21 protein-coding genes are annotated in these 26999 nt (G+C 61.4%); 9 read left to right on the plus strand and 12 right to left on the minus strand.

The genetic code is table 11. The annotated features are described in order from the left end of the window. The first annotated feature begins 30 nt into the window (after positions 1 to 30). The gene (locus ACST81_RS13955; protein WP_438748568.1) at positions 31 to 696 is read left to right on the plus strand and encodes a DsbA family oxidoreductase; all 666 of its coding nucleotides are present in this window, start codon (positions 31 to 33) and stop codon (positions 694 to 696) included. A 55-nt stretch (positions 697 to 751) separates the two neighbouring features. Here the strand turns inward: ACST81_RS13955 and mfd are convergent, their stop codons facing one another. Beyond that, positions 752 to 4258: a transcription-repair coupling factor gene (mfd, locus tag ACST81_RS13960; protein ID WP_438748570.1), complete on the minus strand. Its 3507-nt coding sequence runs from the start codon at positions 4256 to 4258 to the stop codon at positions 752 to 754. After that, complete coding sequence (locus ACST81_RS13965) at positions 4255 to 4572, minus strand: succinate dehydrogenase assembly factor 2 (RefSeq protein WP_438748572.1); 318 nt, start codon at positions 4570 to 4572, stop codon at positions 4255 to 4257. Before ACST81_RS13965 ends, mfd begins: the two co-directional genes overlap by 4 nt. Positions 4573 to 4690: 118 nt before the next feature. Here ACST81_RS13965 and recG point away from each other — a divergent pair, with 118 nt between their 5' ends. After that, entirely contained in the window at positions 4691 to 6832 is a 2142-nt protein-coding gene (gene recG, locus ACST81_RS13970) for an ATP-dependent DNA helicase RecG (protein ID WP_438748575.1), read from the plus strand. Here recG and ACST81_RS13975 read toward each other — a convergent pair. The 4 genes from ACST81_RS13975 to glmU all read right to left on the minus strand — a co-directional run bounded on the left by ACST81_RS13975 (position 6819) and on the right by glmU (position 11396). Next, on the minus strand, positions 6819 to 7532 hold the full coding sequence (locus ACST81_RS13975) for a DUF502 domain-containing protein (protein WP_438748577.1): 714 nt from the start codon (positions 7530 to 7532) through the stop codon (positions 6819 to 6821). The genes recG and ACST81_RS13975 overlap by 14 nt on opposite strands. A gap of 12 nt (positions 7533 to 7544) precedes the next feature. Beyond that, positions 7545 to 8048, minus strand: a complete 504-nt coding sequence (locus ACST81_RS13980) for a GNAT family N-acetyltransferase (RefSeq protein ID WP_438748580.1) — start codon at positions 8046 to 8048, stop codon at positions 7545 to 7547. After that, positions 8045 to 9871: a glutamine--fructose-6-phosphate transaminase (isomerizing) gene (glmS, locus tag ACST81_RS13985; RefSeq protein WP_438748583.1), complete on the minus strand. Its 1827-nt coding sequence runs from the start codon at positions 9869 to 9871 to the stop codon at positions 8045 to 8047. The genes ACST81_RS13980 and glmS overlap by 4 nt, the downstream gene beginning before the upstream one ends. A gap of 166 nt (positions 9872 to 10037) precedes the next feature. Further along, positions 10038 to 11396, minus strand: a complete 1359-nt coding sequence (glmU, locus tag ACST81_RS13990; RefSeq protein ID WP_438748586.1) for a bifunctional UDP-N-acetylglucosamine diphosphorylase/glucosamine-1-phosphate N-acetyltransferase GlmU — start codon at positions 11394 to 11396, stop codon at positions 10038 to 10040. Between the two features lie 192 nt (positions 11397 to 11588). Between glmU and ACST81_RS13995 the strand changes: the two genes are divergently transcribed. Then, complete coding sequence (locus ACST81_RS13995; RefSeq protein WP_438748589.1) at positions 11589 to 13334, plus strand: hypothetical protein; 1746 nt, start codon at positions 11589 to 11591, stop codon at positions 13332 to 13334. A gap of 1 nt (position 13335) precedes the next feature. Here ACST81_RS13995 and ACST81_RS14000 read toward each other — a convergent pair whose 3' ends face one another. Then, the gene (locus ACST81_RS14000; protein ID WP_438748592.1) at positions 13336 to 14982 is read right to left on the minus strand and encodes a Na/Pi cotransporter family protein; all 1647 of its coding nucleotides are present in this window, start codon (positions 14980 to 14982) and stop codon (positions 13336 to 13338) included. Positions 14983 to 15359: 377 nt separating this feature from the next. On the opposite strand from ACST81_RS14000, the gene ACST81_RS14005 reads away from it, so the two are divergent. The 6 genes from ACST81_RS14005 (at position 15360) to ACST81_RS14030 (ending at position 21067) form a co-directional block, all read left to right on the plus strand. Beyond that, a complete protein-coding gene (locus ACST81_RS14005) occupies positions 15360 to 17255 on the plus strand; it encodes a SurA N-terminal domain-containing protein (protein WP_438748594.1) in 1896 nt (631 codons plus the stop codon). A gap of 19 nt (positions 17256 to 17274) precedes the next feature. Then, on the plus strand, positions 17275 to 18288 hold the full coding sequence (gene trpD, locus ACST81_RS14010) for an anthranilate phosphoribosyltransferase (RefSeq protein WP_438748597.1): 1014 nt from the start codon (positions 17275 to 17277) through the stop codon (positions 18286 to 18288). An 11-nt stretch (positions 18289 to 18299) separates the two neighbouring features. Then, positions 18300 to 19115: an indole-3-glycerol phosphate synthase TrpC gene (gene trpC / locus ACST81_RS14015; RefSeq protein WP_438748599.1), complete on the plus strand. Its 816-nt coding sequence runs from the start codon at positions 18300 to 18302 to the stop codon at positions 19113 to 19115. After that, on the plus strand, positions 19115 to 19612 hold the full coding sequence (moaC, locus tag ACST81_RS14020; RefSeq protein WP_438748602.1) for a cyclic pyranopterin monophosphate synthase MoaC: 498 nt from the start codon (positions 19115 to 19117) through the stop codon (positions 19610 to 19612). The genes trpC and moaC overlap by 1 nt, the downstream gene beginning before the upstream one ends. Beyond that, positions 19612 to 20835: a molybdopterin molybdotransferase MoeA gene (locus ACST81_RS14025; protein WP_438748604.1), complete on the plus strand. Its 1224-nt coding sequence runs from the start codon at positions 19612 to 19614 to the stop codon at positions 20833 to 20835. Before moaC ends, ACST81_RS14025 begins: the two co-directional genes overlap by 1 nt. 85 nt (positions 20836 to 20920) lie before the next feature. Further along, positions 20921 to 21067 (plus strand): hypothetical protein, encoded by a 147-nt coding sequence (locus tag ACST81_RS14030; RefSeq protein WP_438748606.1) that lies wholly within the window; start codon positions 20921 to 20923, stop codon positions 21065 to 21067. A 168-nt stretch (positions 21068 to 21235) separates the two neighbouring features. Here ACST81_RS14030 and ACST81_RS14035 read toward each other — a convergent pair whose 3' ends face one another. From ACST81_RS14035 to ytfR, 5 genes are all read right to left on the minus strand, one after another. Continuing rightward, the gene (locus tag ACST81_RS14035; protein ID WP_438748607.1) at positions 21236 to 22513 is read right to left on the minus strand and encodes a hemolysin family protein; all 1278 of its coding nucleotides are present in this window, start codon (positions 22511 to 22513) and stop codon (positions 21236 to 21238) included. A gap of 187 nt (positions 22514 to 22700) precedes the next feature. Continuing rightward, the gene (locus ACST81_RS14040; RefSeq protein ID WP_438753565.1) at positions 22701 to 23453 is read right to left on the minus strand and encodes a FadR/GntR family transcriptional regulator; all 753 of its coding nucleotides are present in this window, start codon (positions 23451 to 23453) and stop codon (positions 22701 to 22703) included. 24 nt (positions 23454 to 23477) lie between these two features. Beyond that, positions 23478 to 24446, minus strand: coding sequence for a galactofuranose ABC transporter, permease protein YjfF (gene yjfF, locus ACST81_RS14045; protein WP_438748609.1), 969 nt, complete (start codon positions 24444 to 24446; stop codon positions 23478 to 23480). Next, a complete protein-coding gene (locus ACST81_RS14050; protein WP_438748612.1) occupies positions 24443 to 25468 on the minus strand; it encodes an ABC transporter permease in 1026 nt (341 codons plus the stop codon). The genes yjfF and ACST81_RS14050 overlap by 4 nt, the downstream gene beginning before the upstream one ends. Then, the gene (gene ytfR, locus ACST81_RS14055) at positions 25465 to 26988 is read right to left on the minus strand and encodes a galactofuranose ABC transporter, ATP-binding protein YtfR (RefSeq protein ID WP_438748615.1); all 1524 of its coding nucleotides are present in this window, start codon (positions 26986 to 26988) and stop codon (positions 25465 to 25467) included. Before ytfR ends, ACST81_RS14050 begins: the two co-directional genes overlap by 4 nt. Positions 26989 to 26999: the final 11 nt, after the last annotated feature.

Genomic DNA, 26999 nt, shown 5'->3' on the forward strand with positions numbered 1-26999 from the left:
CAACCAACCCTCAGCGCAAGGAGCAAGCGCATGGACCATGTGAATATTGACGTCGTTTCGGACGTCGTCTGCCCCTGGTGCTATCTCGGCAAGGCACGGCTCGACCAGGCAATCGCCAATGTCGCCGGCGATATCCATGTGACGGTGAACTGGCGGCCCTACCAGCTCAATCCCGACCTGCCGCCGGAAGGCGTCGATCACAAGGCGCATCTCGCCGCCAAGCTCGGCGGTCAGGCCGCCGTCGATCGCGCGCATGACATGCTGACCGGCCTTGGCAGAGAGGATGGCATCACCTTCGATTTCGCAGCGGTCAAGATCAGTCCGAATACGCTTGATGCGCACCGGCTGGTGCGCTGGGCGCTGACCGAAGGTTCGGAAGCGCAGAGCAAGGTTGCGACATTGCTGTTCAAGGCGAATTTCGAGGAAGGCCGCAATGTCGGCGATCACGCCGTCCTCCTGGATATCGCCCAGAAAGCCGGCCTTGACCGCGCCGTCATCGCGGCTCTGCTGACTTCCGATGCCGACAAGGATGCTGTTTCGGAGGAAATCGAGATGGCCCGCGGCATGGGCGTCACCGGCGTTCCTTGCTTCATCATCGACAGCAAATATGCCGTCATGGGCGCTCAGTCCGTCGAGGTCCTCACCGACGCCTTGCGTGACATCGCCAAGATGAAGGATTCGGCGCAGATCAATTGATTGCCTGATATTTCGCTTGAGGAGCCGCGCCTGAACAGCGCGGCTTTTTCACGTCTCAGCTCTTCGCCAGACCAGCAAGTTGGGTCATAACCACGGCAGACCCGGCCAGGCGTTTTTCCGGAGTCGGAAAATCCCGCTGGAAGAAGATGCTGTGATCCGGCCGGATCTTCGCCATGATGCCCTGCTTGGCGATGAAGCCGACGAGCGCGCCCGGATTGGGGAATTCGCGGTTGCGGAACTGCACTACGACGCCCTTCGGGCCGGCATCGAGCTTTTCGACATTGGCCGTGCGGCAGAGCGATTTGATGTAGACGATCTTCAACAGGTGCTGGACTTCAAGCGGCAGCGGGCCGAACCGATCGATCAATTCGGCACCGAAAGCATCGATATCGCCAAGCTCGGTGATTTCCCCCAGCCGGCGGTAGAGGCCGAGGCGCAGGTGCAGATCCGGAACATAATCGTCAGGGATCATCACCGGCGTGCCGACAGAGATTTGCGGCGACCAGCCGCTGTCGGTGATTTCCTCGTCGCCCTTGAGCTCGGCGACAGCCTCTTCCAGCATCTGCTGGTAAAGCTCGAAACCGACTTCCTTGATGTGTCCCGATTGCTCGTCGCCGAGCAGGTTGCCGGCACCGCGGATATCGAGATCGTGGCTGGCGAGTTGGAAACCGGCGCCCAGCGTATCGAGCGATTGCAGCACCTTCAGCCGGCGCTCGGCCATGCCCGTCAGCGTCCGGTTGACCGGCAGCGTGAACAGCGCGAAGGCGCGGACCTTCGAGCGGCCGACACGGCCGCGCAACTGGTAAAGCTGGGCCAAGCCGAACATGTCGGCGCGGTGAACGATCAGCGTGTTGGCGGTCGGCACGTCGAGGCCGGATTCAACAATGGTCGTCGAAAGCAGCACATCATAGCGACCCTCATAGAAGGCATTCATGATGTCTTCGAGCTCGGTCGCGGGCATCTGGCCGTGCGCCACGGCGACCTTCAGCTCCGGAACATCCGATTTCAGGAAATCATGAATTTCCGAGAGATCGGCAAGACGTGGGCAGACGTAAAAGCTCTGGCCGCCGCGATAATGTTCGCGCATCAGCGTCTCGCGGATGACCAGCGCATCGAAGGGCGAAATGAAGGTGCGCACTGCCATGCGATCGACCGGCGCCGTGGTGATCAACGACAGTTCGCGCACGCCGGTCAGTGCCAGTTGCAGTGTACGCGGGATCGGCGTTGCCGACAGCGTCAGCACGTGCACGTCGGATTTCAGCTCCTTCAGCCGCTCCTTGTGCTTGACGCCGAAATGCTGCTCCTCGTCGATGATCAGGAGCCCGAGATTGGCGAAGCTGATTGAGCTGCCGAGAAGCGCATGCGTGCCGACGACGATGTCGGTCTTGCCGTCGGCCACTTCCTTCTTGGTCAGCGCCAGCTCCTTGGAGCCGACGAGGCGCGACGCCTGGGCGATGCGGATCGGCAGGCCACGAAAACGCTCGGTGAAGGACTTGAAATGCTGGCGGGCGAGCAGTGTCGTCGGCACCACGACGGCCACCTGGACGCCGTTCATGGCCGCGATGAAAGCTGCGCGCAGCGCCACTTCCGTCTTGCCGAAACCGACGTCACCGCAAACGAGCCGATCCATCGGCCGGCCGGCACCGAGATCATCCCGTACGGATTCGATCGAGGTCAGTTGGTCCTCGGTCTCGTCATAGGGGAAACGCGCCGCGAATTCATCGTAAAGGCCTTCCGGTGTCGTCAGCACCGGCGCATGGCGGGTCAGGCGCTCGGCCGCGATGCGGATCAGGCCGCCGGCCATATCCAGCAGGCGTTTCTTCAGCTTTGCCTTGCGCGCCTGCCAGGCAACGCCGCCGAGCTTGTCGAGAACCGCGTCGCTGCCCTCGGACCCGTAGCGCGACAGGAGTTCAATATTTTCGACCGGCAGGAACAGCTTGGCTTCATCCGCATAGACCAGTTCGAGGCAGGCGTGCGGTGCGCCGGCCGCCTCGATCGTGCGCAGGCCGATAAACCGGCCGATGCCATGCTCCGCATGAACGACGATGCTGCCCTCGTCGAGACCGGCAACCTCGGCGATGAAATCGGCGCCGCGCTTGCGACGCTTGGCGCGGCGCACCATGCGGTCGCCGAGAATGTCCTGTTCGCCGATGACGACGAGATTGCCCGTCTCGAAGCCGCTTTCGAGGCTGAGAACACCGGAGGCCGCCTCTCCGGCTTTCAGGTTCTGGACTTCGGCAAGATTTTTCACCGGCTTGATATTGCCAAGTCCATGCTCTGTCAGCACTTGGAGCAGGCGGTCGAGCGAGCCTTCCGACCAGGCCGAAATCAGCACCTTGGCACCTTTGGAGCGCCGGTCGGTGATATATTTGACGGCCAGATCGAAGACGTTGACCCGTTCGGCATCGCTGGTCGCATCCGTCGTATTCTTCGCCCAGCGCACGCCGAGCCGCGCGTCGATGGAGATGACTTGGCGGGCCTCGCCCTCGTGCTCGCTGAACGGTGACAGGCGTACCGCATGGCGCGCCGCAAGAGCAGCGCTGAAACCTTCAGCGCTCAAATAGAGTCTGTCCGGCGGCACCGGCTTATATGGCGTCCCCTGCGATATCTGCGACTTTCCGGGCGAGGCGGAGGATTGGCGGGCCTCGTAATAGTCCTCAACCAACTTGGCACGCTCGGCCGCTGCCTCGCGAGCGACATGGTCCGTGACAATATGGAAGCCGGCGAGATAATCGAAGATCGTGTCGAGCCGGTCGTAGAACAGCGGCAGCCAGTGTTCCATGCCGGCATAGCGCCGTCCTTCGGACACCGCATGATAGAGCGCGTCGTCACGGGTCGCAGCACCGAACATCGACAGATATTGCGTGCGGAAATGGCTGATCGTTTCCGGCGTCAGCGACACCTCGCTCATCGGATTGAGATCGAGCGAGCGAGCCTGCCCCGTCGTACGCTGGCTGGCCGGATCGAACGAGCGGATGCTTTCGAGCGTGTCGCCGAAGAAATCCAGGCGAACCGGCTCATCGCTGCCGGGCACGAAAACGTCGAGGATGCCGCCGCGCACCGCATATTCGCCGACCTCGCGGACGGTCGCCACGCGCTCGAAGCCGTTGCGTCCCAGGCGCGCCGCGACATCGTCCATACGGATGACTGCCCCCGGACGCGCCGAAAAGGCAAGGCTTTCGATGACCTCCTGCGGCGCGATCTTCTGAAGTGCCGCATTGACGGTGACCAGCACGATCGCCGGATGCGGCTTTTTCGCATGCGCGATCAGGCCGCTCAGGGTAGAGAGACGCCGCGCCGATGTATCGGCGCTCGGCGATACGCGGTCATAGGGAAGGCAATCCCAGCCCGGCAGGGTCAGGACTGGAATATCCGGCGCGACGAAACCCAGCATCTGCTCGACATCAGCGATGCGCTGGCCATCGGACAGAATATAGGCGACCGGGCCGTTGGCGCGCGCGAGTTCGGCGAGAATCAGCGGCTCGACACCGGCCGGAACCGGTCCGATCGTCAGTTCACGGATGACGCCGGCGACTATCTTGGGATCAAAGCCTGATATCATCGGACACTCTTGTCCTTGTCGGCAAACAAAACATCGAAATCCGGGCGATAGGATATAAGGCGTTCGAACAGCGGTGTGCGATAGCGCTCGGGCGCGGGCTGCGACCCCAAAATCCATTTCAACAGGTCGGTGTCTTCCTCGCTCATAATGGTTTCGAGTTCATCGAGATCGGCCTCCGGCAGGTCTGCAAGCTCATTGTCGGCGAACTGGCCGAACACCAGGTCCATCTCCCGGACGCCACGGTGCCAGGCGCGAAACAGAATCCGCCGGCGGCGCGGGTCGAGATCGGCGCTCGTGCGTGAGATGCCCGTCATCTGAAGTCCTTCCTGCCGCCGCATCAGTGAAGGCGGCGCGTTGCCATGGCTCTATAAACGCTGAAAAGAGCATTGTCAGCCTTGCCAAAGACCTAATCCTCGTTTCAGTCTGCGCGCCATGCGCCCCGCCCTCCTCGATCCGCTTTTTGCTCCGCTCAACTCGCTTCCCGGCATCGGCCCGAAAGCGGGCGAACTCTATGCACGACTGCTCGGCCGCAAAAGCATCGACGATTGCCGGGTGATCGACCTCGTCTTTCACGCACCGCATTCCATTGTCGATCGCCGCCACCAGCCGGGAATCGCCCGTGCTCCGCAGGGCGTCATCGTCACGATCACCGGCCGGGTCGACCGGCACCAGCCACCGCCGCCGCGCACAAACCAGCCTTACCGCGTCTTCCTGCATGACGACACCGGAGAACTGGCGCTGACCTTTTTCCGCGTGAAGGGCAACTGGCTGGAAAAGGCGCTGCCAGTCGATGAGACCGTGACCGTGAGCGGCAAGGTCGACTGGTTCAATGGCCGCCCGTCGATGGTTCATCCGGACTACATGGTGCGTGCGGCCGAGGGCGACAACCTGCCGCTGGTCGAGCCCGTTTATCCGCTGACGGCGGGGCTGTCGGCACGTATCCTGCGCAAGGCGGTCGAGGCCGCGCTGACGCGGGTTCCAGAGTTTCCCGAATGGATCGATGAAGCGCTTATGCTCAAGCAGGGCTTTGCATCCGTCCATGACTGCTTTCTTGCGCTCCACGATCCGCGCGACGAGACCGATATCGATCCGCAGGCGCCGGCGCGGCGACGGCTTGCCTATGACGAGTTCCTGGCGGGGCAGCTTTCCCTCTCGCTGGTTCGCCAGCGCCTGCGCAAAGTGGCGGGAACGCCGGTGCATCCGACAGGCGAACTGAGCGGACCGGTCCTCGCCGCCCTGCCCTTTTCGCTCACCGGCAGCCAGACGATGGCGATCGCCGACGTCCTAAAGGATATGGCTGGGACCGAGCGCATGCTGCGGTTGCTACAGGGTGACGTCGGTTCGGGCAAGACGGCGGTGGCGCTGATGTCGATGCTTGCGGCCGTCGAGGCCGGCGGCCAGGCCGTGTTGATGGCGCCAACCGAAATCCTCGCCCGGCAGCATTTTGCCACGCTGTCGAAGATGGCAGCACCGGCCGGCATCGAGATCGACGTCCTGACCGGGCGCACGAAGGGCCGCGAGCGCATCGACGTCCTGACCGGGCGCACGAAGGGCCGCGAGCGCGAGGCGATCCTCGAACGCATCGCCTCGGGTGAAACCCGGATCGTCATCGGCACGCATGCGCTGTTCCAGGATACGGTCGTCTACAACAATCTCCTCTTGGCCGTGGTCGACGAACAGCATCGGTTCGGCGTTCACCAGCGCCTGCGGCTGACCGCGAAGGGCATTTCTCCCCACATGCTGGTGATGACCGCGACGCCGATCCCGCGCACGCTGGTGCTCGCGGCCTTCGGCGACATGGACGTGTCGAAGCTCACCGAGAAGCCGGCTGGCCGCAAGCCGATCCAGACCGTGACGGTCTCGACCGAGCGCACCGGTGAAATCGTCGCGCGGCTGCGCACGGCGCTTGCCGATGGCAAGAAAGCCTACTGGATCTGCCCGCTAGTAGAGGAATCGGAAGCCTCGGACCTCATGTCGGTGGACGAACGTTTCCGGGTCCTCGTCAAGGAATTCGGACCAATTGTCGGGCTCGTTCACGGGCGCATGAATGGTGCGGAAAAGGACGCCGTGATGCTCGCTTTCAAGAACGGTGAAATCCGCCTTCTGGTCGCCACCACCGTCGTCGAGGTCGGCGTCGATGTGCCCGATGCGACGATCATGGTCATCGAGCATGCGGAGCGGTTTGGGCTGGCGCAGCTTCACCAGTTGCGCGGTCGCGTAGGGCGTGGTGACGAGGCATCGACCTGCATCCTGCTCTACAAGGGACCGCTCAGCGAAAACGGACGCGCGCGCTTGTCTATCCTTCGGGATACGGAGGACGGCTTCCTGATCGCCGAGGAGGATCTGAAACTGCGCGGCGAAGGTGAACTGCTGGGAACGCGGCAATCCGGCACGCCCGGCTTTCGCATCGCCTCGCTTGAGGCGCATGGCGATCTCCTGGAAATCGCCCGCAAGGATGCGGCCTATGTCATCGACCGCGATCCGGACCTGACATCGCCGCGTGGCGAGGCGCTGAGAACGTTACTTTACCTTCATCGCCGGGATGAGGCGATCCGGTTTCTCAGGGCTGGCTGACGGCTGGTTGTTCAGTTGCGTTGGAGATCGGAGTCTCCGGCCCGTCGATCTGTTTTGGCTTGTAATCAGGCGAGATCAGGCCACCGGAGATCAAGAGTTTGGCGCCTTCCTCCGGCGTCATGTCGAGCGAAACGATCTTGCTACGCGGCACGAACATCAGGAATCCGGCTGTCGGCACCGGCGTCGGCGGCAGGAAGACGGCAACCATTTCTTCGCCGTCCTTGTTCAGTTTCGCGGCAATCTCGCCCTGCGCGTCGCCGGCGATGAAGACCAGAGCCCAAGTTCCCGGGCTCGGAAATTCGATCAGCCCGCATTTCTTGAACGATGTGGATTGTTCGCGCAGCACGGTTTCGAAGATTTGCTTCAGGCTCTTGTAGATCGTCCGCACCAGCGGCATGCGTTGCAGGATCGATTCGCCGAAACTGACGACGGAACGTCCGATCAGGTTCCGTCCAAGGAATCCCACCAGCGTGATGAACACGACAGCGATCAGGAGGCCGGTGCCCGGAATGGCAATGTTGAAATAATACTCCGGATTGTAGCGCTGGGGAACATAGGGCGTCACCCAGCTATCCGCCCAATCGATAAAGGTGAAGGTCAGCCAGATCGTGATGGCGAGCGGCGCGCAAATGATGAGGCCGGTGAGGAAGTTGTTTCGAACGCGCCCGGCGAACGATATCTTTTCTGGGCTGTCGTTCATTCGGCCGTCCGCTTATGCTGCAGCGCCGTAAAACGCCTTGTGGTACTGCACAATGCCGGATGCCATGGAGCCATGCAAGGCCAATGCCAGGAAATACTCCGGCGGCGGACCGGGAAAACGCAAAGCTTCGTGATGACGAAAGCCGAAGCGCTCGTAGTATCCAGGGTCGCCAAGAAGCACGCAGCCCGCCGCGCCGATCTCGCGCAACCGATCGAGCCCGTCATTGATCAGCGCGGTTCCGATCCCAGCTTTCTGCCGTCCAGGCTCGACGGAAACCGGCCCGAGTCCGAACCATTCCTGCGCGCCGTCCGTAATCTCGACAGGCGAGAATGCAACATGGCCGGCGACCACACCGTCGATTTCGGCCACGAGAGAGAGCGTCAATGCGCCATCGGCACGAAGCCGGTCGATAATCGCCGCTTCCGTGCCGTCACTATAGGGCATTCCGGCGAAGGCAACGGTGGTCAGGGCGCCGATCGAGACGATATCGCCCGCCGTCTCCGGACGGATGATCACTCCACGGTCACCGATTTTGCCAGATTGCGCGGCTGGTCGACATCGGTGCCCATGAAGACGGCGGTGTGGTAGGCGAGCAGTTGGATCGGCAGCGAGAAGATCATCGGCGCAATGATCTCATCGACATTCGGCAGGATGATGGTGCTCATCGTTTCCAGCTTGGAGGCGCTCGCACCCTTCTCGTCGGTGATGAAGATGATGCGTCCGCCGCGTGCCGCGACTTCCTGCATGTTGGAAACGGTCTTTTCGAAGAAACGGTCATGCGGGGCGATGACGATGACCGGCATGTTCTCGTCAATCAGCGCGATGGGACCGTGCTTCAGTTCGCCTGCTGCATAGCCTTCGGCATGGATATAGGAGATTTCCTTCAGCTTCAGCGCGCCTTCCATGGCCAGCGGATAGCTGGTGCCACGGCCGAGATAGAGCACGTCCTTGCATTTCGACAGTTCGCGCGACAGGCTTTCGATCGCCGGCTGGATACTGTTCAGCACCTTGCCCATGATGCGCGGCATTTCGACGAGATGGCCGACGAGTTCCTTTTCCTCGGCCTCCGATACCGTACCGCGCGCGCGGCCGGCGCCGATGGCGAGCGACGCCAGCACCGAGAGCTGGCAGGTGAAGGCCTTGGTCGAGGCAACGCCGATTTCCGGGCCGGCCAGAATCGGGAAGATCGCATCCGATTCCCGCGCGATCGTCGATTCCTTGACATTGACGACGGCGCCGATGTTCAGGCCGTTTTCCTTGCAATAGCGCAGCGATGCCAGCGTATCGGCGGTTTCGCCGGACTGCGAAATGAACAGGGCCGCCGACTGCGAGGACAGCGGAATATCGCGATAACGGAACTCCGACGCCACATCGATCTCTACCGGCAGGCGGGCATAACGCTCGAACCAGTATTTGCCGACGAGGCCGGCGAGATAGGCTGTGCCGCAGGCAGAAATCGCCAGGCTCGGCACCTTGGCGAAATCGATCGCCGTGGCGATCGGATTGACGCGTTTGCCGATGAAATCGATATAGTGAGCAAGCGCATGCGAAATGACTTCCGGCTGCTCGTAGATTTCCTTTTCCATGAAATGGCGATGGTTGCCCTTGTCGACCATATAGGCGGCGGCCACCGAAACCTGGCGCGGACGGTGGACGTGCTTGCCGTCATGATCGAGAATCTCGATACTGTCGGCGGTCAGGACAGCCCAGTCGCCGTCGATCAGGTAGGTGATTTCGTTGGTGAACGGCGACAGCGCGATCGCGTCGGAGCCGAGGAACATTTCACCCTTGCCGAAGCCGACGGCGAGCGGCGGGCCGCTGCGGGCCGCCATGATCGTATCGGGCGCATCCTGGAAGATGACGGCCAGCGCATAGGCGCCGGTCACGCGGCGCAGCATGGCCTGCATGGCATCGCGCTGACTGAAACCCTCGCGGATCAGCTTGGCAAGAAGCTGGGCCACAACTTCCGTATCGGTTTGCGTCTTGAAGACGGCCCCTTGCGCACTCAGTTCGTCCTTGATCTGGGAAAAATTCTCGATGATCCCGTTGTGGACGACGGCGACGCCATCGGCGAAATGCGGATGCGCATTGTTTTCAGTCGGCGCGCCATGGGTTGCCCAGCGCGTATGGGCAATGCCTGTCGTGCCGGCGAGCGGTTCGCCGCGCAGCTTGGCTTCAAGATTGACCAGCTTGCCCTCGGCGCGGCGGCGTTCCAGTATGCCATCGCGGATCGTCGCGACACCGGCGGAATCGTAGCCGCGATATTCCAGCCGCTTCAGCGCATCGACAAGACGCTCCGAGACAGGCTGATTTCCAACGATACCAACGATGCCGCACATATCTGTTCTTCTCCGCAATTCGTTATTGAAACAGGGCATCGCGGTGAGGCGAATGCCGCTCAAATTTGATTTTTCAGATGCCGCTTTGGTAGCGAATTCCGCAAAATGCGCAATCAGCCGAAACTCACTTTCGGTTTCAGCTTTTAACCTGAGCGCGATTACAGTCTTATTTCTTCTGTTTCGCAGCCTTTTCCGCCTGGTAGCGCTCACGCAGTGTTTTTGCACGTCCGGGCTTCAATTCCTGACGAGCCCGGCCGAAAGCGAGGGCATCGTCAGGCACGTCCCGCGTGATGACGCTGCCGGATGCCACCAACGCGCCATTGCCCACCGAAACAGGCGCCACCAGCGAGGAGTTGGAGCCGATGAAGGCGTTCGCGCCGATGCGGGTGACGTGCTTGTTGACGCCATCGTAGTTGCAGGTGATCGTTCCCGCGCCGATATTGGTCTTTTCACCGACAAAGGCATCGCCGATATAGGTGAGATGGTTGACCTTGGCGCCGGCGCCGATCTCCGCCTTCTTGACCTCGCAGAAATTGCCGACCTTCGAATCCGGACCGAGATTGGCGCCTGGCCGAAGCCGCGCATAGGGTCCGACGGTCGCGCCGGCGCTGACATGGGCGCCTTCCAAGTGCGAAAATGCGTGGATGGTCGCGCCGCTTTCGACTGTCACGCCCGGACCGAACACGACATTCGGCTCGATCAACACGTCCTGACCGAGCTCGGTATCGAAGGACAGGAAGACGGTTTCCGGCGCAATCATCGAGACGCCCGAGACCATCAGTTCGTGGCGGCGGCGCTTCTGCCAGATCGCCTCGATCGCAGCGAGTTCGGCGCGGTTGTTGCAGCCGGTCAGCTCGGATTCCGGCGCTTCGACGGCGATCGCCCTGCCGCCCAAGGCACGCACGATCTCGACGATATCCGTCAGATAATATTCACCCTTCACATTGGCATTGCCGATCCTGCCGAGCAGGTCGAGCGCCTTGGCGCCGTTGATCGCCATCAGTCCGCCATTGCAATAGGTGATCTTCTGTTCCTCTTCGGAGGCATCCTTCTGCTCGCGGATCGCAAGAAGTTCGTCGTTCTCCACGATCAGGCGGCCATAACCCATCGGGTCGGCCGTCTGGAAGCCGATGACGACGACGTCATTTCCTTCCGCCAGCCCTTGCCGCGCCGCCATCAGGGGAGCCGCGGTGATCAACGGCGTGTCACCGAACACGACGAGGATATCGTCGTAGCCCCTGGCGATTGCCTCCTTTGCGGCGAGCACGGCATGGCCGGTGCCGAGCCGTTCGGTCTGGATGACGGCCGATAGGTCGATATCGACGCGCGCAGCCGCCGATTTCACCAGATCCGCATCACGTCCGAGCACCAGAGCGGCAGAGGAGATCGACGCTTTGACCAGCGATTCCACCACATGGGCGATCATCGGGCGGCCCGCGACGGGATGCAGAACCTTCGACATGGATGACTTCATCCGTGTGCTTTCTCCTGCTGCCAGGATGATCGCAAGACATGTGCGCTGCATTCGGATTCTCCGTCAAAATGGCCTTGCCGGACGAGGCCCCAGCACGATTCTGCCCGATACATAGCAGGAAGATATGGCAAGGAACATAATCCGGCCATTTGCAGATAAAATGTTAACCCGGATAAAACCCGATCCTGTCATAAGCGGACCATCACCGTTTTGACGGCTGTTATGGCCAGAAATGATACCGAGATGCAGGCTTCGACAGAAACAGTGCTTTCCGGCAAACAAAATGGCATAGGCATGACGCTCCTGCGCCAGCCGATCATCCCGTTCGCCCTTGTGCTGGCCTGCCTGCCACTGGCGCTGATTGTCACGCTGGTCTTGCCCATCGGGCCGATGTACTGGGATCACTATATCTATCTCGACGCGGCCAATCGTATTTTTGACGGGCAGGTTCCCTCCGTCGATTTCTTCGCGCCGGTTGGCGGTCTCGGCTATTACCTCTTTGCTTTGTGGCTGAAGACTTTCCCGAATGGGCACCCGTTGCTTTTGGCAAGCTGGTCGCTATTGACGCTCACCGCACCGCTGATGGCGCTGGTGATTGCCGACGTGCAGAAGCGTTCGATACCGCTGGCCTATGCGCTGCTCGTGCCGTTCCTGCTCTTCTCGATCCTGCCGTTCAACACCGGCGAGTTTTATCCCTATCCGGGTTCGGACGGGTTCGGTGTCTATAATCGCCAGATCTGCCAGTTGCTCTATGTGTTGGCGGCAGGCCTCGTCTTCGTCCGCGGATGGAATACACTGGCGGCGGTGACGGCGTTCTGCATGCTCGGCCTGTTCTTCATCAAGATCACCGGCATCGCGTCCGGCGTCGTGCTCTGTCTGATGGCCTTTGCGGCCGGCCGTCTGACGCTTCGGGCCGCCATAACCTCCGGTCTGGTCTTTGTCGCCGTGATCGGCCTTGCGGAGCTCTCCTGCGGCATCGTCTCCGCCTACACCAACGACATACTGTCGCTGGTGCTGCTGAACGATACCAGCCTCGCTCCGCGCCTGCTGCAGGCCGCTTCGATCAATTTCGGCGTTGTCCTGGCTTGTGCATTTCTTTGCCTGGCCCTGTTTCTCACCGAGACGGAATTCTTCGAGAAGGCCAAGGCCTTTGCCGCCAGACCTGGTTTCGCCGCGTTTGGCAGGTTTGCCGACCAATCGCTTTTTTGGCTCGCCGCCTTCATCCTCGCAGGCCTGCTGTTCGAGAGCCAGAATACCGGCAGCCAGGCTTTCATCTTCCTTTGGCCGCTGCTGCTCGCCATCATACTGGAGACATGGGAGCGCAGAGGCCCCTCGCCGGTTTTTGCAGCCGTTGCGCTGCTTGCGCTGAGCGCTGCGCTTCCACCTGCCGTCATCATCCTGCAGAAATCGGCACGGGCCTGGATCGGCTCGGCCAACAACACACCTCTTCAATCCCACAATTTGAAAGGCCTGGGCGCCGTCAGTGTCCGCGATCTTCTCAGCGTGCGTGCCGAGCGCATGCGCCGCAGCTATATCGACGATCGTTCTGCCTATGAGGCGATTGCCGTATCCGGTGAACTGCCGTCCTTCCTGCTCTACAGCGATTTCGAGTTCCAGTCGCTCTGGCTGCAGAGCACCGACGAGGCCGTTTCCGCTTTGAAAGCCTTCGAGACAGACCACGAAATGCGGTTCGAGACGATCATGACGATCGATTTCACCAATCCCTTCCCCTGGTTGATGGACCGTCATGCGCCAAAATATATTGCCATCGGCGCCGATCCGTACCGGGCGGTGCCTCCTGTGAATGACGAGATGAACGCAGCTGTGGCGGCCGTGGATGTGGCGCTTTACCCGACCTGCCCGCCAACCACGGCGCGGTTGAAGCTGCTCGACCTCTACGAACCGGCTCTTGCCGCAACCCATAGCCGGATCAAGCTGTCGCCATGTTACGACGCATTCGTGCGCAATGAGTTGCTGCCCAAGCCGTAGATCACTGCGGAAGCCGGAGCCGGCTTTCGGTGAGCAGACCGCTTTCATCGAGAATCGGGTGCGCGACAGACACGATATGCGCATTGATCCGTTTCAAATCCCGCAGGATATCGAGATGGAGGGAACTGGTCTGCAGGCTGTCGGCGCGCCCGTCGCGAAGACGCTCCAGGTGCCGTTCTGACGAACGTTTCTCCATGTGCCGGACATCGACCTTCACCTCCATCAGATGGCGCGCGAGATCAGCGTTGCGGGTGACGAAGATCGTCTGGGCGATGCGCAGATTGTCGATGGTCAGGTTGAACAGCGTCTGCAGTTCCTGATAGCCGTCCTCGGAGAATTTCAGGCCGTTGTCGATCTTTTTCTTGACCTGCTCCGTCAGCCCTTTCTCGATGATATCGCCGATATGCTCGAGGTTGATCGCGTAATCGATGATGACGATGGACCGGCGGCCATTCTCGTCGCTGAGGCCGTTGCGCCCGAGTCGCGATAGATAAAGCTTGACCTCCTGCTGGAGGAGATCGACCTGCTTTTCCTGCTTGGCAACCGCTTTCAGCGACGCGGCGTCATTGCGGTTGAAGGCGTTCATGGTGGCGATGAGCATGCTCTCGATCAGGTCGCCGACGCGCAGCACTTCGCGGGTCGCCCCCGACAACGCGATGACCGGCGTCGTCAGCGCCCGGTCGTCCAGATAAAGCGGCCCGCGCTCCGTCTTTGGCTCGTTGGGGATGAGCCGGAGCATGATGGCCGACACTGCCGACGAGAACGGCCAGGCGAGAACGGCGAGCGCGATATTGAACAGGAGATGGATATCGACGGGCAGCTTTTCCGGCGGCAGCGACAGCGTCTGCAGGACATTGGCGACGAAACCGGCCGCCGGCAGCGCGATCAGACATCCGATCGTGCGCACCAGCAGATTTCCGGCCGTGACACGACGGGCCGATGCGGACGCTGACAGCGTGGCGATGACCGGCGGAATGGCGCCGCCCAGATTGGCGCCGAGCACGAGCGCGATCGTCAGCCCTGACGACAGGATGCCTGACGCGGACAAGGACAGGATCAGCACCACGACAGCGAGACTGGACGAGGAGATGAAGGCCAGCACGGCGGCGAAGATCAGCGCGACCGGCCAGGCGCTGTCGAGCATGGCGAGGAAAGCACCCAGCGACGGCGACTGGCGCATCGGCTCCGTCGCAAGGCCAAGCAGGTGGAGCGACAGCAGCATGAGCCCGATGCCGACCAGAGCCGAGCCTGCACCCTGCTTGGCGCTCGACCGCCCGGCCCGATGCAGGACGACGCCGGAAAGAATGAGCAGCGGCGAAAGCCAGTCCACACCGGCCGCGACGATCCACGCCGTCACCGCCGTGCCGACATTGGCGCCGAGAAGCACGATCTGCGCCATGCGCGAGCGGACGAGGCCCTTTTCAACGAAGGAAGCAATCATCAGCGCCGTCGCGGTCGAACTCTGCAGGGCAACGGTGGCGACGAAACCGGCGAAGAAGGACCGGACCGGACCGCTGGTGCTCTCAGCCAATCCCGTCCGCAACTTGATGCCAAACGCCCGCGTTGCCCCGTCCTTCACCTGCGACAGGCCGAAGAGCAGCAGCGCGACGGCCCCGAACAGATTGACCATGACGATGATGGATTCCATGACGTACTCCGGCTTTCCGCTCAAACAGTTTCCGACTGGACGAGTCGGTATGCCCTGGCGCAACAAGACTAGCATTTTCGGATGCGCAATCACCCATCCCGGGAACACTAGTGACAGATATTTTTCGATTGCCGGCTAACGATTCCGACATCAACCAGCCTTGGAACGTCCGGGTCGGGTGAGGCATCGCGGTGGTTGGCGAAAAGGCCCACGCCAGGTATCCAACCCGGCGGCTAAAGATCTGTTCCACGGCGATCACACGGCGATTTGCGCAATTTTTTGCGTGTTTGAACCCTTCAATTCCGGAACGTATTGCTCTATGCAACGAAACCGGTCGCCATTCGGCGGCGCTGAATTGCGACGAGGTATGCAGTCCCATGCTTGAATTCCTGAGAAGAGGCTCCCAGACCTGGGTTGTCAAAGGGTTGATGGTCCTTCTTGTTCTTTCCTTCGGTGTATGGGGTGTATCCACGTCGCTTGTGCCCGGCACAGCCGATTCCGTCGTGACCGTCGGCGACATCAAGGTTTCGCCGAGCGATTTCCGCCTCGCCTATGAGCGCCAGGTCGCCCAGCTTTCGCGCCAATTCGGCACGCAGTTGACGCGCGAGCAGGCCAAGGCTTTCGGCGTCGAGGCGCAGGTTTATTCGCAGCTTGTCGCCGGCGCGACCCTCGACCAGCTGTCGGAAGACATGAACCTCGGCCTGTCGCAGGACCGGCTCGCCACGCTGATCAGCGAGGATCCCGCTTTCAAGGGTGTCAACGGCCAGTTCGACCGCATGACCTTCTCGAGCGTCCTACGCAACGCCGGCCTGCGTGAAAAGGACTATATCAACAATCGCAGCCAGGTCGCGGTCCGCTCGCAGATCGTCGAGGCGCTTTCGGACGGCTATACGCCGCCCAAGGTTCTGGGTGACGCGCTGCGGCTCTATCGAAACCAGACGCGCACGATCGACTACCTGCTTCTTTCTAACGCCAATGTCGATCCGGTCAAGGCACCTTCGGACGAACTGCTCGAGCCCTGGTTCGAGAGCCACAGGACGGAATATCGTGCGCCGGAATTCCGCAAGATCAGCTATGTCAAGCTGGAGCCGTCCGATATCGCCGATCCGGCCTCCGTCACCGACGACGAGATCCGCGCCGAATACGATCGCCGCAAGGACAGTTTCGGCACGCCGGAAACCCGCACGGTCGAGCAACTCACCTTTGCGACCCGCGCCGAAGCCGACGCGGCCGCTGCCAAACTGGCGGCTGGCACGACCTTCGACGAACTGGTGACCGCATCGGGTAAGACCGCATCCGACGTTCTGCTCGGTGACTTCAACCGCAACCGCATGCCCGATCCGAAGCTTGGCGACGCGGCCTTCGCCATCACGGCCGATGGCCAGACGACGCCGGTTGTCGAAGGCGCCTTCGGCCCCGTGATCCTGCGCGTCACCAATATCAAGCCGGAAACAGTCCGCAGCTTTGACGACGTCAAGGAAGAACTGCGCAAGGAAGTGGCGCTTGCCAATGCCGCCAATGAGATCATGGCGATCCATGACAAGTTCGAGGATGCCCGCCTCTCCGGCTCCACCATGCAGGAAGCGGCCGATCAGACCAACCTGAAACTGGTGACGCTCAACGCCGTCGATGCCGGCGGCAATGACGCCGAAGGCGATGCCATCGAGGGCATTCCGGAAGCAAAAACGCTGTTGCAGGAGGCCTTCAAGGCGGATGTCGGCTCTGAAACCCTGCCGGTCAATCTCGGCCGTGACGGCTACGTCTGGTTCGACGTCCTCGAAGTTACGCCGTCGCGCGACCGCACGCTCGACGAAGCCCGCGAAAAGGCTGTCGCCAACTGGACCGCAGAGCAGCAGCGCAGCGCTCTTGCGGCAAAGGCTGCCGAACTCAAGACACGCGTCGAAAAGGGTGAAACCCTAGCGGCGATCGCCGAGGAACTCGGGATTGCCGTGGAAAACAAGGCAGGCCTCCGCCGCTCGTCGGACGACGCTGCACTCAGCCCGGCTGCCGTTGCCGCCGCCTTCGGTGGCGCAAACGGTCTCGTCGTCAATGCTCCGGGCACAGGTGGCGAAGGCCAGATCCTGCTTAAAGTAACCGAGGTCGATGACGACAATCCCGGCGACGCGCTCGACAATGACGACCGCCAGATCAACGCCATGGCGCAGGCCAGCGGCGACGATATTCTCGACCAGATGGTCAGCGAGTTGCAGAAGGGCTACGGTGTTTCGATCAACCAGCAGCTCGCCGAGCTCGCCCTGTCGCAACAGCGATAACGCAAGAGGATCATGATGCATGCCTGACTTGAAGCCTTTCGTCGCCAAGGCCGCAGCGGGTCAGGCACTCAACCGGGAGGATGCACGCGCCGCCTTCGAGATCATCATGTCCGGCGACGCGACGCCTTCGCAGATCGGTGGCTTCCTGATGGCGCTGCGTGTGCGCGGCGAAACCGTCGATGAAATTGTCGGCGCGGTCGGCGCCATGCGGGCACGCATGCTGACGGTCGAGGCGCCGGTTGACGCTATCGATATCGTCGGAACCGGCGGCGATGGCGCCGGCACCTACAATATCTCAACGCTCGCCGCCCTGATCGTTGCCGGCGCCGGCGTGCCGGTCGCCAAGCACGGCAACCGGGCGCTGAGCTCCAAATCCGGCACGGCGGATGCCCTCTCCTGCCTTGGCGTCAAGCTCGACATCGGTCCGGACGCCATTTCGCGTTGCATTGCCGAGGCCGGCCTCGGCTTCATGTTTGCCCAGCAGCATCATTCGGCGATGCGCCATGTCGGCCCGACGCGGGTGGAACTTGGCACGCGCACAATCTTCAACCTGCTCGGCCCGCTCTCCAACCCGGCCGGCGTGACGCGGCAACTGGTTGGCGTCTTTGCGCCACAATGGGTGGTCCCCGTTGCCGAAGTGCTGCGCGATCTCGGATCGAAAAGCGTCTGGGTCGTGCATGGCGAAGGCCTCGACGAGATCACCACGACGGGCGTGACCCAGGTGGCCGCCCTGGAAAACGGTGAAATCCGCAGCTTCGAACTGACGCCAGCCGATTTCGGCCTGGAAAAGGTTTTGCTGGCGGACTTGAAGGGCGGCGATGGCGCACATAATGCCGTAGCCTTGAAGGGCGTGCTCGAAGGCGATGCTACGCCCTATCGCGATATTTCGCTTGCCAATGCCGCCGCATCGCTGGTGATTGCCGGAAAGGCGGGCGATCTCAAGGAGGGCATGGCGCTGGCGCGCCAGTCGCTCGAAAGCGGCGCCGCCAATGCGACGCTGGAACGGCTGGTTCGCGTTTCGAACGCAACGTAAGGAACAGTTCGATGGCCGATATTCTGCAGAAGATCGAGATCTACAAGCGCGAGGAAATCGCCGCGGCCAAAACCCGTGTCAGCCTTGCCGACCTGAAAGGCATGAGCGCCGGCCAGGAAGCGCCGCGCGGTTTCTTGAAGGCCTTGAAGGCCAAGCAGGTGAAAGGCCATTTCGGCCTGATCGCCGAGATCAAGAAGGCCAGCCCCTCGAAGGGTCTGATCCGCCCGGATTTCGATCCGCCGACGCTGGCCCAGGCCTACGAGGCTGGTGGGGCTGCCTGCCTCTCGGTTCTAACCGATAGGCCGAGCTTCCAGGGTGCGCCCGAGTTCCTGGCCGCTGCCCGCAATGCCTGCGCCCTGCCGGCGTTGCGCAAGGATTTCATGTTCGACACCTACCAGGTGCACGAAGCCCGCGCCTGGGGCGCCGATTGCATCCTGCTGATCATGGCCTCGCTGAATGATAGTGACGCGCAGAGACTGGAGGACGAAGCCTTCTCGCTTGGCATGGACGTGCTGATCGAGGTGCACGATGAAGAAGAGATGGAACGCGGCCTCAAGCTCGCTTCGCCGCTCGTCGGCATCAACAACCGCAATTTAAAAACCTTCGAAGTTGATATCGCGCTGTCCGAGACACTCGGCCCGCTCGTGCCCGCCGACCGGTTGCTGGTAGGCGAAAGCGGCATCTTCACCCATGACGACTGCATCCGTCTGGCAAAGACCGGCATTTCAACCTTCCTCGTTGGCGAAAGCCTGATGCGCAAGGATGATGTCACCGCCGCAACCCGGGCGCTGCTGACCGGGTCCGCCGACATTCTGGCTGCCGAGTGATGTCAAGTCCCACCCTCACCCATATCAATGCCAGCGGCGAAGCCCATATGGTCGATGTGGGCGACAAGAACGAGACCACGCGCATTGCCGTTGCCGAAGGCTATGTCCGCATGCGGCCGGAAACGCTCGATCTGATCCTCAAGGGCAACTCCAAGAAGGGTGACGTGATCGCGACCGCGCGCCTCGCCGGCATCATGGCGGCAAAGCAGACCTCCAATCTCATCCCGCTCTGCCATCCACTGATGCTCTCGAAGGTCTCCGTCGATATTTCCGCCGACGAAAGCCTGCCGGGCCTCCGGGTCCAGACGATGGCCAAGCTGACGGGCCGCACCGGCGTCGAGATGGAGGCTTTGACGGCAGCCAGCATCGCCTGCCTGACGATTTATGACATGGCCAAGGCCGCCGACCGAGAGATGGAAATTGGCGGCATCCGGCTGCTGCGGAAATCCGGTGGCCGTTCCGGCGATTATGTTCACGGACAGGAGCAGCAGGGCTGATGTCGCTTCTTCCGGTTTCCGATGCGCTGGCCCGATTGCTTGCCACCGCCAAGGCGCCGCAGATCGTCGAGACGGTCGGACTGCATGAGGGCATGGGCCGCGTGCTCGCCAGGGACCTCGCGGCAAATCTGACGCATCCTGCCTTCGACAATTCCGCCATGGATGGCTATGCCGGACGTTATGCCGATTTTGCGACCGTCGGAACCGAACTGACCGTGATCGGCCAATCGGCGGCGGGTCACGGATTTTCCGGCATTGTCGGTCCCGGCGAGGTCGTCCGGATTTTCACCGGCGCACCGCTTCCCGTTGGCGCGGATACGGTGCTGATCCAGGAGGATGCGGAAACGCTGGAGAAAGGCCGAATCCGCACGACATTCGCTCCCGCCGAAGGCCGCCATATCCGTCGCAGGGGACAGGATTTCAATGCCGGCGACGTGATCCTGCGGCGCGGCGATGTTCTCGATGCGGGGCGTCTGACGGTTGCCGCAGGCATGAACGTGCCTGAATTGCCCGTCTATGCCCGCCCGAAAGTGGCGATCCTTGCCACCGGCGACGAGCTTCTGCCGCCCGGCTGTATTCCCGGTCCTGACCAGATCATCGCCTCGAACACCTATGGCGTTGCCGCCCTGGCGCGCGACAATGGCGCCGAGGTCATCGATCTTGGCATCGTCAGGGATGATCGCGAGGCTATCGCCGCCGCTGTCGCCAAGGCGCAGGCCGCAGGCGCCGCTGTGCTGGTGACGCTTGGCGGCGCCTCCGTCGGGGATCACGATCTCGTCCAGTCGGCGCTGATTGCCAGCGGCATGGAGCTGGATTTCTGGCGGATCGCCATGCGGCCCGGAAAGCCTCTGATGGTTGGCACGCTTGGCGGCATGCAGGTCCTGGGCCTGCCGGGAAACCCGGTCTCCAGCCTCGTCTGCGCCCTGCTCTTCCTCGAACCACTGGTGCGACAGCTCTCCGGCCTTCCGGCCCGCAACCGCAAAGCCGTCGCGACGACGGTCGATCGGCTTCCGGCCAACGACAAGCGGCAGGATTACGTTCGGGCCCGCCTGACCCGCGACAGTGCCGGCGGCTTGTCCGCGCACGTTTTCGTGCGCCAGGATTCCTCTATGATGCAGGTTTTCGCCCAGTCGGATTGCCTGATCGTGCGCCAACCCTATGCGTCGGAAGTAACCCCCGGCACGCCCTGCGATATCCTGCTGCTGCGCGATCCTGCGATCTGATTTTACGTCCAATCCCGCTCTTTCCTTCGGCTTTAAGATTTCTATCTAACGACCTGTTCTCACAGTCCGAATGGAAGGAAACGAAGTGAACCGAAATGCGCTTTACATGATCATCGGCGGTCTCGTCGTTCTCGTGGTGGTTCTTGGCGTCTATGTCTACGACAAGGAATCCAAGCCCGACAGCGTGGAACTGAAGATCGACAATAATGGCATTTCGCTCCAGGAAAACTGAAAGCCGTCGATGTCCAGTCACGAAAACGACGCGTTAACCATTTATTAACCAAAGCAGCGAATAATTCAGTCAGTTGATCCGACTACGGATGTACTAGCGGATCATACGGTGAATTGAAAAAGGTCGGGCTTGCCCGGCCTTTTGTCTTTTCAGCACATCCAAGCGAACTCACAACGTCGCGCGCGAAACCAGAATCTTGTCGATGCGCCGCCCGTCCATGTCGATGACCTCGAAACGATAGCCATAGGCCTCCGTGACGTCGCCCTCTTCCGGGTTTTTGCGCAGTTCCTGCACCAGGAAGCCCGAGATCGTCTCGTAGCTTCCGTCGGAATTGATCTCGTCGATGCCAATTGTCAGATGGATTTCATCGATCGGCGTGCGGCCGTCGACGAGATAGGAACCGTCGTCACGCTGACGGATCAGCGCATGTTCGATATCGTCATAGTTCGATGGTAGGACACCAACGATCGCCTCCAGGATATCGGCGATGGTGATGATGCCTTCGATGCTGCCATATTCATCCACGATCATCGCCATGTTGATATGCGACGCCTTGAAGGCCTCCAGCGCTTTCAGGCAGGATGCCGTTTCCGGCAGGGTATGGATATCCTTGATGAAACCGCGAAGCTGGAAGCTTGATTTTTCCGGCGCATTGAGGATCTCCTTGACCTGGACGGCACCGAGCACCTCGCCCGCCGCATCCATCACCGGATAGCGGGAATGCGCGGATTGCCCAACCTTGGCGCGGATCGTCTCCAGCGAATCGTTGATGTCGATGAAGCTCACCTCCGTGCGGTGCGTCATGATCGATTTGACGTTGCGGTCGCCCAGCCGGATGATCCGTCGCAGCATTTCGTGCTCTGACTTCTCGATCGCGCCACTTTCAACGCCCTCGGCCATGATTGCCTGGACTTCTTCTTCCGTTACCTGATCGCTGTCGCTGGCGACCCCGAAGAGGCGCATGAAAAGAGATGCCGATGCCTCAAACAGATAGACGACCGGTGCGGCGAGCTTGGAAAGGAATGACATCGGTGTGGCGACGAACATCGCCACGCCTTCGGAATTCTTCAGGGCCAACTGCTTGGGGATGAGTTCGCCGATGACCACGGACAGATAGGTGATGAACGTCACGACGACGGCGACGGCGACCGTGCTGCCATAGGGATCGATCCAGCTGACCGTGTTGAGCGTCGGCGCCAGCTTGTCGGCGATGGTAGCGCCGCCATAGGCGCCCGCCAGCGTGCCAACCAGCGTGATGCCGACCTGGACCGTCGAGAGAAACTTGCCGGGATCCTCGGCCAGCCGCAACGCAAGTTCCGCGCGATTGTTGCCCTGTTTTGCCATTTGCCGCAGCAGAGGCCGGCTTGCCGATACAATTGCCATTTCCGAAAGCGCGAAAAACGCATTGATCAATAAGAGCACGAAAATGACGATCAGTTCGGACATAACCCTCGGACACCGTTGATAGAGATTAGCGCATCGAAGCCGGTGCGCGTCAAAGTCGATCTATCAAATAGGCGGAAGACGCAGTTGCAGCAAGGCGGCGGCGGCAGAATTGCGGCTCATTTACCGAAACACCTGTATTATCAGGCCGACATGGTGAGGATTATGACGGCACCAAAGCCGAACCGGGTTATTCGCCCGGTGCATTTTCGCCGGCTTGCTCACCGAGGGCCACGCGCACACGCTCGCGGCCGACGCGAATGACGTTCTCCATCGCCGCCCGCGCGCCCGCCTCGTCACGCCGGCTGATCTGCTCGACGATCTTGATATGCGAGCGGGCGACATCGTCGATCTGATCCTTGCCCGATGCGGGCGAACTCAGCTTGAAGATGCCGACGAGCGCAGCCTCGATCAGGCTGCCGACCGTGCGCATGAATGGGTTTCCCGAGGCTTCGACGACGGCCAGATGAAACTTGAGGTCTGCAATCGCCAGGGTTTCGGCGGTATGCTCCGGATTGCCCATGGCGACGGCGAGCCGCATCATGCCGCTGATTTCCGCTTCCGTCGCATGAACGGCGGCAAGGGCCGCGCCATGCGGTTCGAAGGCAAGGCGGATTTCGCTGAGGTGATGGAGGAACTCCTCATCGACGCCGCCATGAAAATGCCAGGTCAGGACGTCGCTGTCGAACAGGTTCCAGTGATTCTTCGGGGTAACCCGCGTACCGATGCGGGCCCGCGGCACGATCAGGCCCTTGGCGGCAAGCGTCTTCATCGCCTCGCGCAGGACAGTGCGCGACACCTTGAAGCGCATGGCAAGCTCCGGATCCCCCGGCAGGATCGAGCCGACTGGAAACTCCCCGGCAATGATGGCCTTGCCCAGTTCATCGACCACCTGTGCATGACTTGTGCGCGTATTCACACCGGTGATGACGGTTTCGAGCATACCTTTACGCAAGCAACTCCCCCCTCAGGAATACTTTTTGTTCCGCCGCGAAACAAACAGGATGCCCTTTTGCATGAGAATGAACGCAAAGAGCAAAGCACCGATCAGAATTTTCGTCCACCAACTCGAAAGCGAACCATCGAAGGTGATGTAGGTCTGGATCAGTCCCTGTATCAAGACGCCGACGAGTGTTCCTCCCACAAACCCGGCGCCCCCTGTCAGAAGCGTTCCGCCAATGACCACGGCGGCGATGGCATCCAGCTCGACCCCAACCGTGGCGAGCGAATAACCTGCTGATGTGTATAGCGAATAAACGATTCCCGAAAGCCCGGCGAGAAAGCCCGACAGTCCGTAGATCATGATCGTCGTTCGACCAACCGGAACCCCCATCAGCGCCGAGGTCTGCGGGCCGCCGCCAAGCGCATAGACATTGGTGCCGAAACGGGTCCGCTGCGCGATCAGGATGCCCAAGGCAAAGACCAGGAGCATGACACCGCCGATCAGCGTGATACGGCCACCGCCAGGCAGCTTGTAGTAAAACGTCTTCATCGTCGCATAGAACGGATGCTTGATCGGAATCGAGTCGATCGACAAAACGAACGCCATGCCGCGCGCCAGGAACATGCCGGCGAGCGTGACGATGAAGGCCGGCATTTCCAGGTAATGGATGATCGCTCCCATGACAGCGCCGAACAGCGAGGTGATGACGAGAACCAGTGCGAAGGCGGCCAACGGGTGGATGCTGGTGCTCTCTAGCATCACCGCCAGGAAAATGCCGGTGAAGGCTATGACCGAGCCGATCGACAGATCGATGCCGCCCGACAGGATGACAAAGGTCATTCCGACCGCGGCAATGCCGAGAAAGGCGTTGTCGGTCAGGAGATTGCCGATCACCCGGGTGGACAGGATATTCGGATATTGCGCCGCGCATGCCGCATAGGAGACGACGAAGATGACGATCGTGGCGATCAGGGGAAGATATTTCTGGTTCATCGGACGGACTGCTCTGCGATGTCCCTGCGGACCGTTTTTCGGCTGAGGAACGTCAGCCCGGCCTGCACGCGCGGCGACTGGATGACGAGGATGATGACGATGATCGCGGCCTTGATGATCAGGTTGAATTCCGGCGGGAAGCCGGACGACAGGATGCCGGTATTGACGGCCTGAATGATCATGGCGCCGATCAGCGACGCGACGATGCTGAAACGGCCGCCGAGCAGCGATGTACCGCCGACAACGACGGCGAGGATGGCGTCGAGTTCGAGCCAGAGCCCGGCATTATTGGCGTCAGCGCCGCGAATGTCGGCGGCGACGATCACGCCTGCCAGCGCCGCGCAGAGACCGGACAGCATATAGGCGGCCATCAGCAGCAGCGGGGTGCGAATGCCCGACAGCGTCGAGGCACGGCGGTTGATGCCGACGGCCTCGATCAGCATGCCGAGCGCCGTGCGCCGGACCAGCAGCGCCACGACAGTGCCGAACACCAGCCAGATGACCACCGGCATGGGCAGGCCCAGAAACGCGCCACTGCCGATGAAGATCAGGCCGGGATCGTTGAACGTCAGGATCGCGCCTTCGGTCACCAGCTGCGCGATGCCGCGCCCGGCAACCATCAGCACCAGCGTCGCGATGATCGGCTGGATGTTGAGGACCGAGACGAGGAAGCCGTTCCAGACGCCGCAGATGAGGCCAGTACCGATCGCCAGTACCAGCGTCATCACCAACGGGTCGCCGCGCACGCTGGAGGCGGCCGCGACCGCGCCGCAGATCGCCATCACCGCGCCGACGGACAGATCAATGCCCTTCGTCGCGATGACGACGGTCATGCCGACGGCGAGAAGAGCCACCGGTGCACCGCGATTGAGAATGTCGATGAGACTGCCGTAAAGCCGGCCATTCTGGATTTCAAGCGAGAAGAAATCCGGAAAGACCAGCCGGATCAACACCAGGATGATCGCCAGGGCTATGAATTGCGGCATCAGCCGCCGGCCCAGACGTTTTGCGCTATCGATCATCGCGCTTCTCCTGCGTGGTTCGCCGCAGCAATGGCATTGACGATATGTTCGGTGGTGATTTCGCTGCCGGTCAGTTCGGCCACATGGGCCCTGTCGCGCAGCACGATGATGCGGGAACTGTAAGCGACGAGTTCCTCAAGTTCCGAGGAGATGACGATGAGCGACATGCCTTGCGCGCAGAGATCCTCGATCAGGCGAATGATTTCGGCATGGGCGCCGACATCGATGCCCCGCGTCGGTTCGTCGAGAATCAGAAATTCCGGATTGGTCGCCAGCCAGCGCGCCAGAATGGCTTTCTGCTGATTGCCACCCGACAGGAGCCGGATCGGCTTTTCACGGTCGGTGGTGCGAATGTCGAGCGCCTTGATATAGCGGTCTGCCAGTGCATTTTGCTCGGACATGGACAGCGGCCGCGCCCAGCCGCGCCGGGCCTGCAGGGCGAGCGCGATATTTTCGCGGACGGAGAGTTCGCCGATGATGCCGTCCATCTTTCGGTCCTCCGGACAGAATCCGAACCCTTCCGCGATGGCTGCGCGGGGCGACGACAGGGTAACAGACCTGCCGCCGATCTCCGCTGTGCCACTGTCAGCGCTGTGCACGCCGAACAGCAACTCCGCCGTCTCGGTGCGGCCGGAGCCGAGAAGGCCGGCGATCCCGACAACTTCGCCCTTGCGGACGTTCAGATCGAACGGTTTGATCTTGCCGTTTTTTCCATAGTTCGAGAACCGGAATTGCACCGGCCCGCTGGCGGTTTCCGTGTCGGCGACCGCCTTCTCGACGGATTGCAATTCATGGCCGAGCATCATCGTCACCAGGTCGCGGCGCGGCAGGGACGCAGTTTCGCGTGTACCCACCAGTTGACCATTGCGCAGAACGGTGATGCGGTCGGTGAGGTCATAGACCTGTTCGAGGAAGTGGGTGATGAAGACGATGCCCAGGCCCCTCGCCTTCAGGTCGCGGACGATGCGGAACAGCATCTCGACTTCCTGCGCGTCGAGGCTTGCCGTCGGCTCGTCGAGGATCAGGACCTTGCCGGAGAGATCGACGGCACGGGCGATCGCCACGACTTGCTGGATGGCGACGGAATAGCTTTCGAGCGCCACCGAGACATTGATATCGACCCCGTACTGGGCAAGCAGCGCCTCCGCGCGCCGGCGCATTTCGCCGGTGTTGATGAGCCCGAAACGGCGCGGCTGGCGGCCGAGAAAGAGGTTTTCGGCAACGCTCAGGTTTCCAAGAAGGTTGACCTCCTGGTAGACCGTGCCGATCCCGAGCTTCTGGGCGTCGAGCGTATCGCGCGGATCGATCTCCTCGCCATCGAGGGTCAGCGTTCCCGCGTCGCGGCGGTAGGCGCCGGTCATGCATTTGATGAGCGTGGACTTGCCTGCGCCATTTTCGCCAAGGAGCGCATGGACCTCGCCGCGGCGCAGCGAGAAATTCACCTTGTTCAGCGCGATCGCACCCGGGAAGGTCTTCACGATCCCTGAGGCGACGAGAATATCGTTTGTGGTGTTCTGCATGAAACCGGCTT

The sequence above is a fragment of the Pararhizobium sp. O133 genome, from assembly GCF_051669845.1.
In the GTDB taxonomy this organism is placed as follows: Bacteria; Pseudomonadota; Alphaproteobacteria; order Rhizobiales; family Rhizobiaceae; genus Pararhizobium.

Bases quoted from the DNA above. Each gene is read 5' to 3' on its own strand.
- ACST81_RS13955 (WP_438748568.1), top strand. From the start codon at position 31: ATGGACCATGTGAATATTGACGTCGTTTCGGACGTCGTCTGCCCCTGG.
- mfd (WP_438748570.1), bottom strand. From the start codon at position 4,258: ATGATATCAGGCTTTGATCCCAAGATAGTCGCCGGCGTCATCCGTGAA.
- ACST81_RS13965 (WP_438748572.1), bottom strand. From the start codon at position 4,572: ATGACGGGCATCTCACGCACGAGCGCCGATCTCGACCCGCGCCGCCGG.
- recG (WP_438748575.1), top strand. From the start codon at position 4,691: ATGCGCCCCGCCCTCCTCGATCCGCTTTTTGCTCCGCTCAACTCGCTT.
- ACST81_RS13975 (WP_438748577.1), bottom strand. From the start codon at position 7,532: ATGAACGACAGCCCAGAAAAGATATCGTTCGCCGGGCGCGTTCGAAAC.
- glmS (WP_438748583.1), bottom strand. From the start codon at position 9,871: ATGTGCGGCATCGTTGGTATCGTTGGAAATCAGCCTGTCTCGGAGCGT.
- glmU (WP_438748586.1), bottom strand. From the start codon at position 11,396: ATGCAGCGCACATGTCTTGCGATCATCCTGGCAGCAGGAGAAAGCACA.
- ACST81_RS13995 (WP_438748589.1), top strand. From the start codon at position 11,589: ATGCAGGCTTCGACAGAAACAGTGCTTTCCGGCAAACAAAATGGCATA.
- ACST81_RS14000 (WP_438748592.1), bottom strand. From the start codon at position 14,982: ATGGAATCCATCATCGTCATGGTCAATCTGTTCGGGGCCGTCGCGCTG.
- ACST81_RS14005 (WP_438748594.1), top strand. From the start codon at position 15,360: ATGCTTGAATTCCTGAGAAGAGGCTCCCAGACCTGGGTTGTCAAAGGG.
- trpD (WP_438748597.1), top strand. From the start codon at position 17,275: ATGCCTGACTTGAAGCCTTTCGTCGCCAAGGCCGCAGCGGGTCAGGCA.
- trpC (WP_438748599.1), top strand. From the start codon at position 18,300: ATGGCCGATATTCTGCAGAAGATCGAGATCTACAAGCGCGAGGAAATC.
- moaC (WP_438748602.1), top strand. From the start codon at position 19,115: ATGTCAAGTCCCACCCTCACCCATATCAATGCCAGCGGCGAAGCCCAT.
- ACST81_RS14025 (WP_438748604.1), top strand. From the start codon at position 19,612: ATGTCGCTTCTTCCGGTTTCCGATGCGCTGGCCCGATTGCTTGCCACC.
- ACST81_RS14035 (WP_438748607.1), bottom strand. From the start codon at position 22,513: ATGTCCGAACTGATCGTCATTTTCGTGCTCTTATTGATCAATGCGTTT.
- ACST81_RS14040 (WP_438753565.1), bottom strand. From the start codon at position 23,453: ATGCTCGAAACCGTCATCACCGGTGTGAATACGCGCACAAGTCATGCA.
- yjfF (WP_438748609.1), bottom strand. From the start codon at position 24,446: ATGAACCAGAAATATCTTCCCCTGATCGCCACGATCGTCATCTTCGTC.
- ACST81_RS14050 (WP_438748612.1), bottom strand. From the start codon at position 25,468: ATGATCGATAGCGCAAAACGTCTGGGCCGGCGGCTGATGCCGCAATTC.
- ytfR (WP_438748615.1), bottom strand. From the start codon at position 26,988: ATGCAGAACACCACAAACGATATTCTCGTCGCCTCAGGGATCGTGAAG.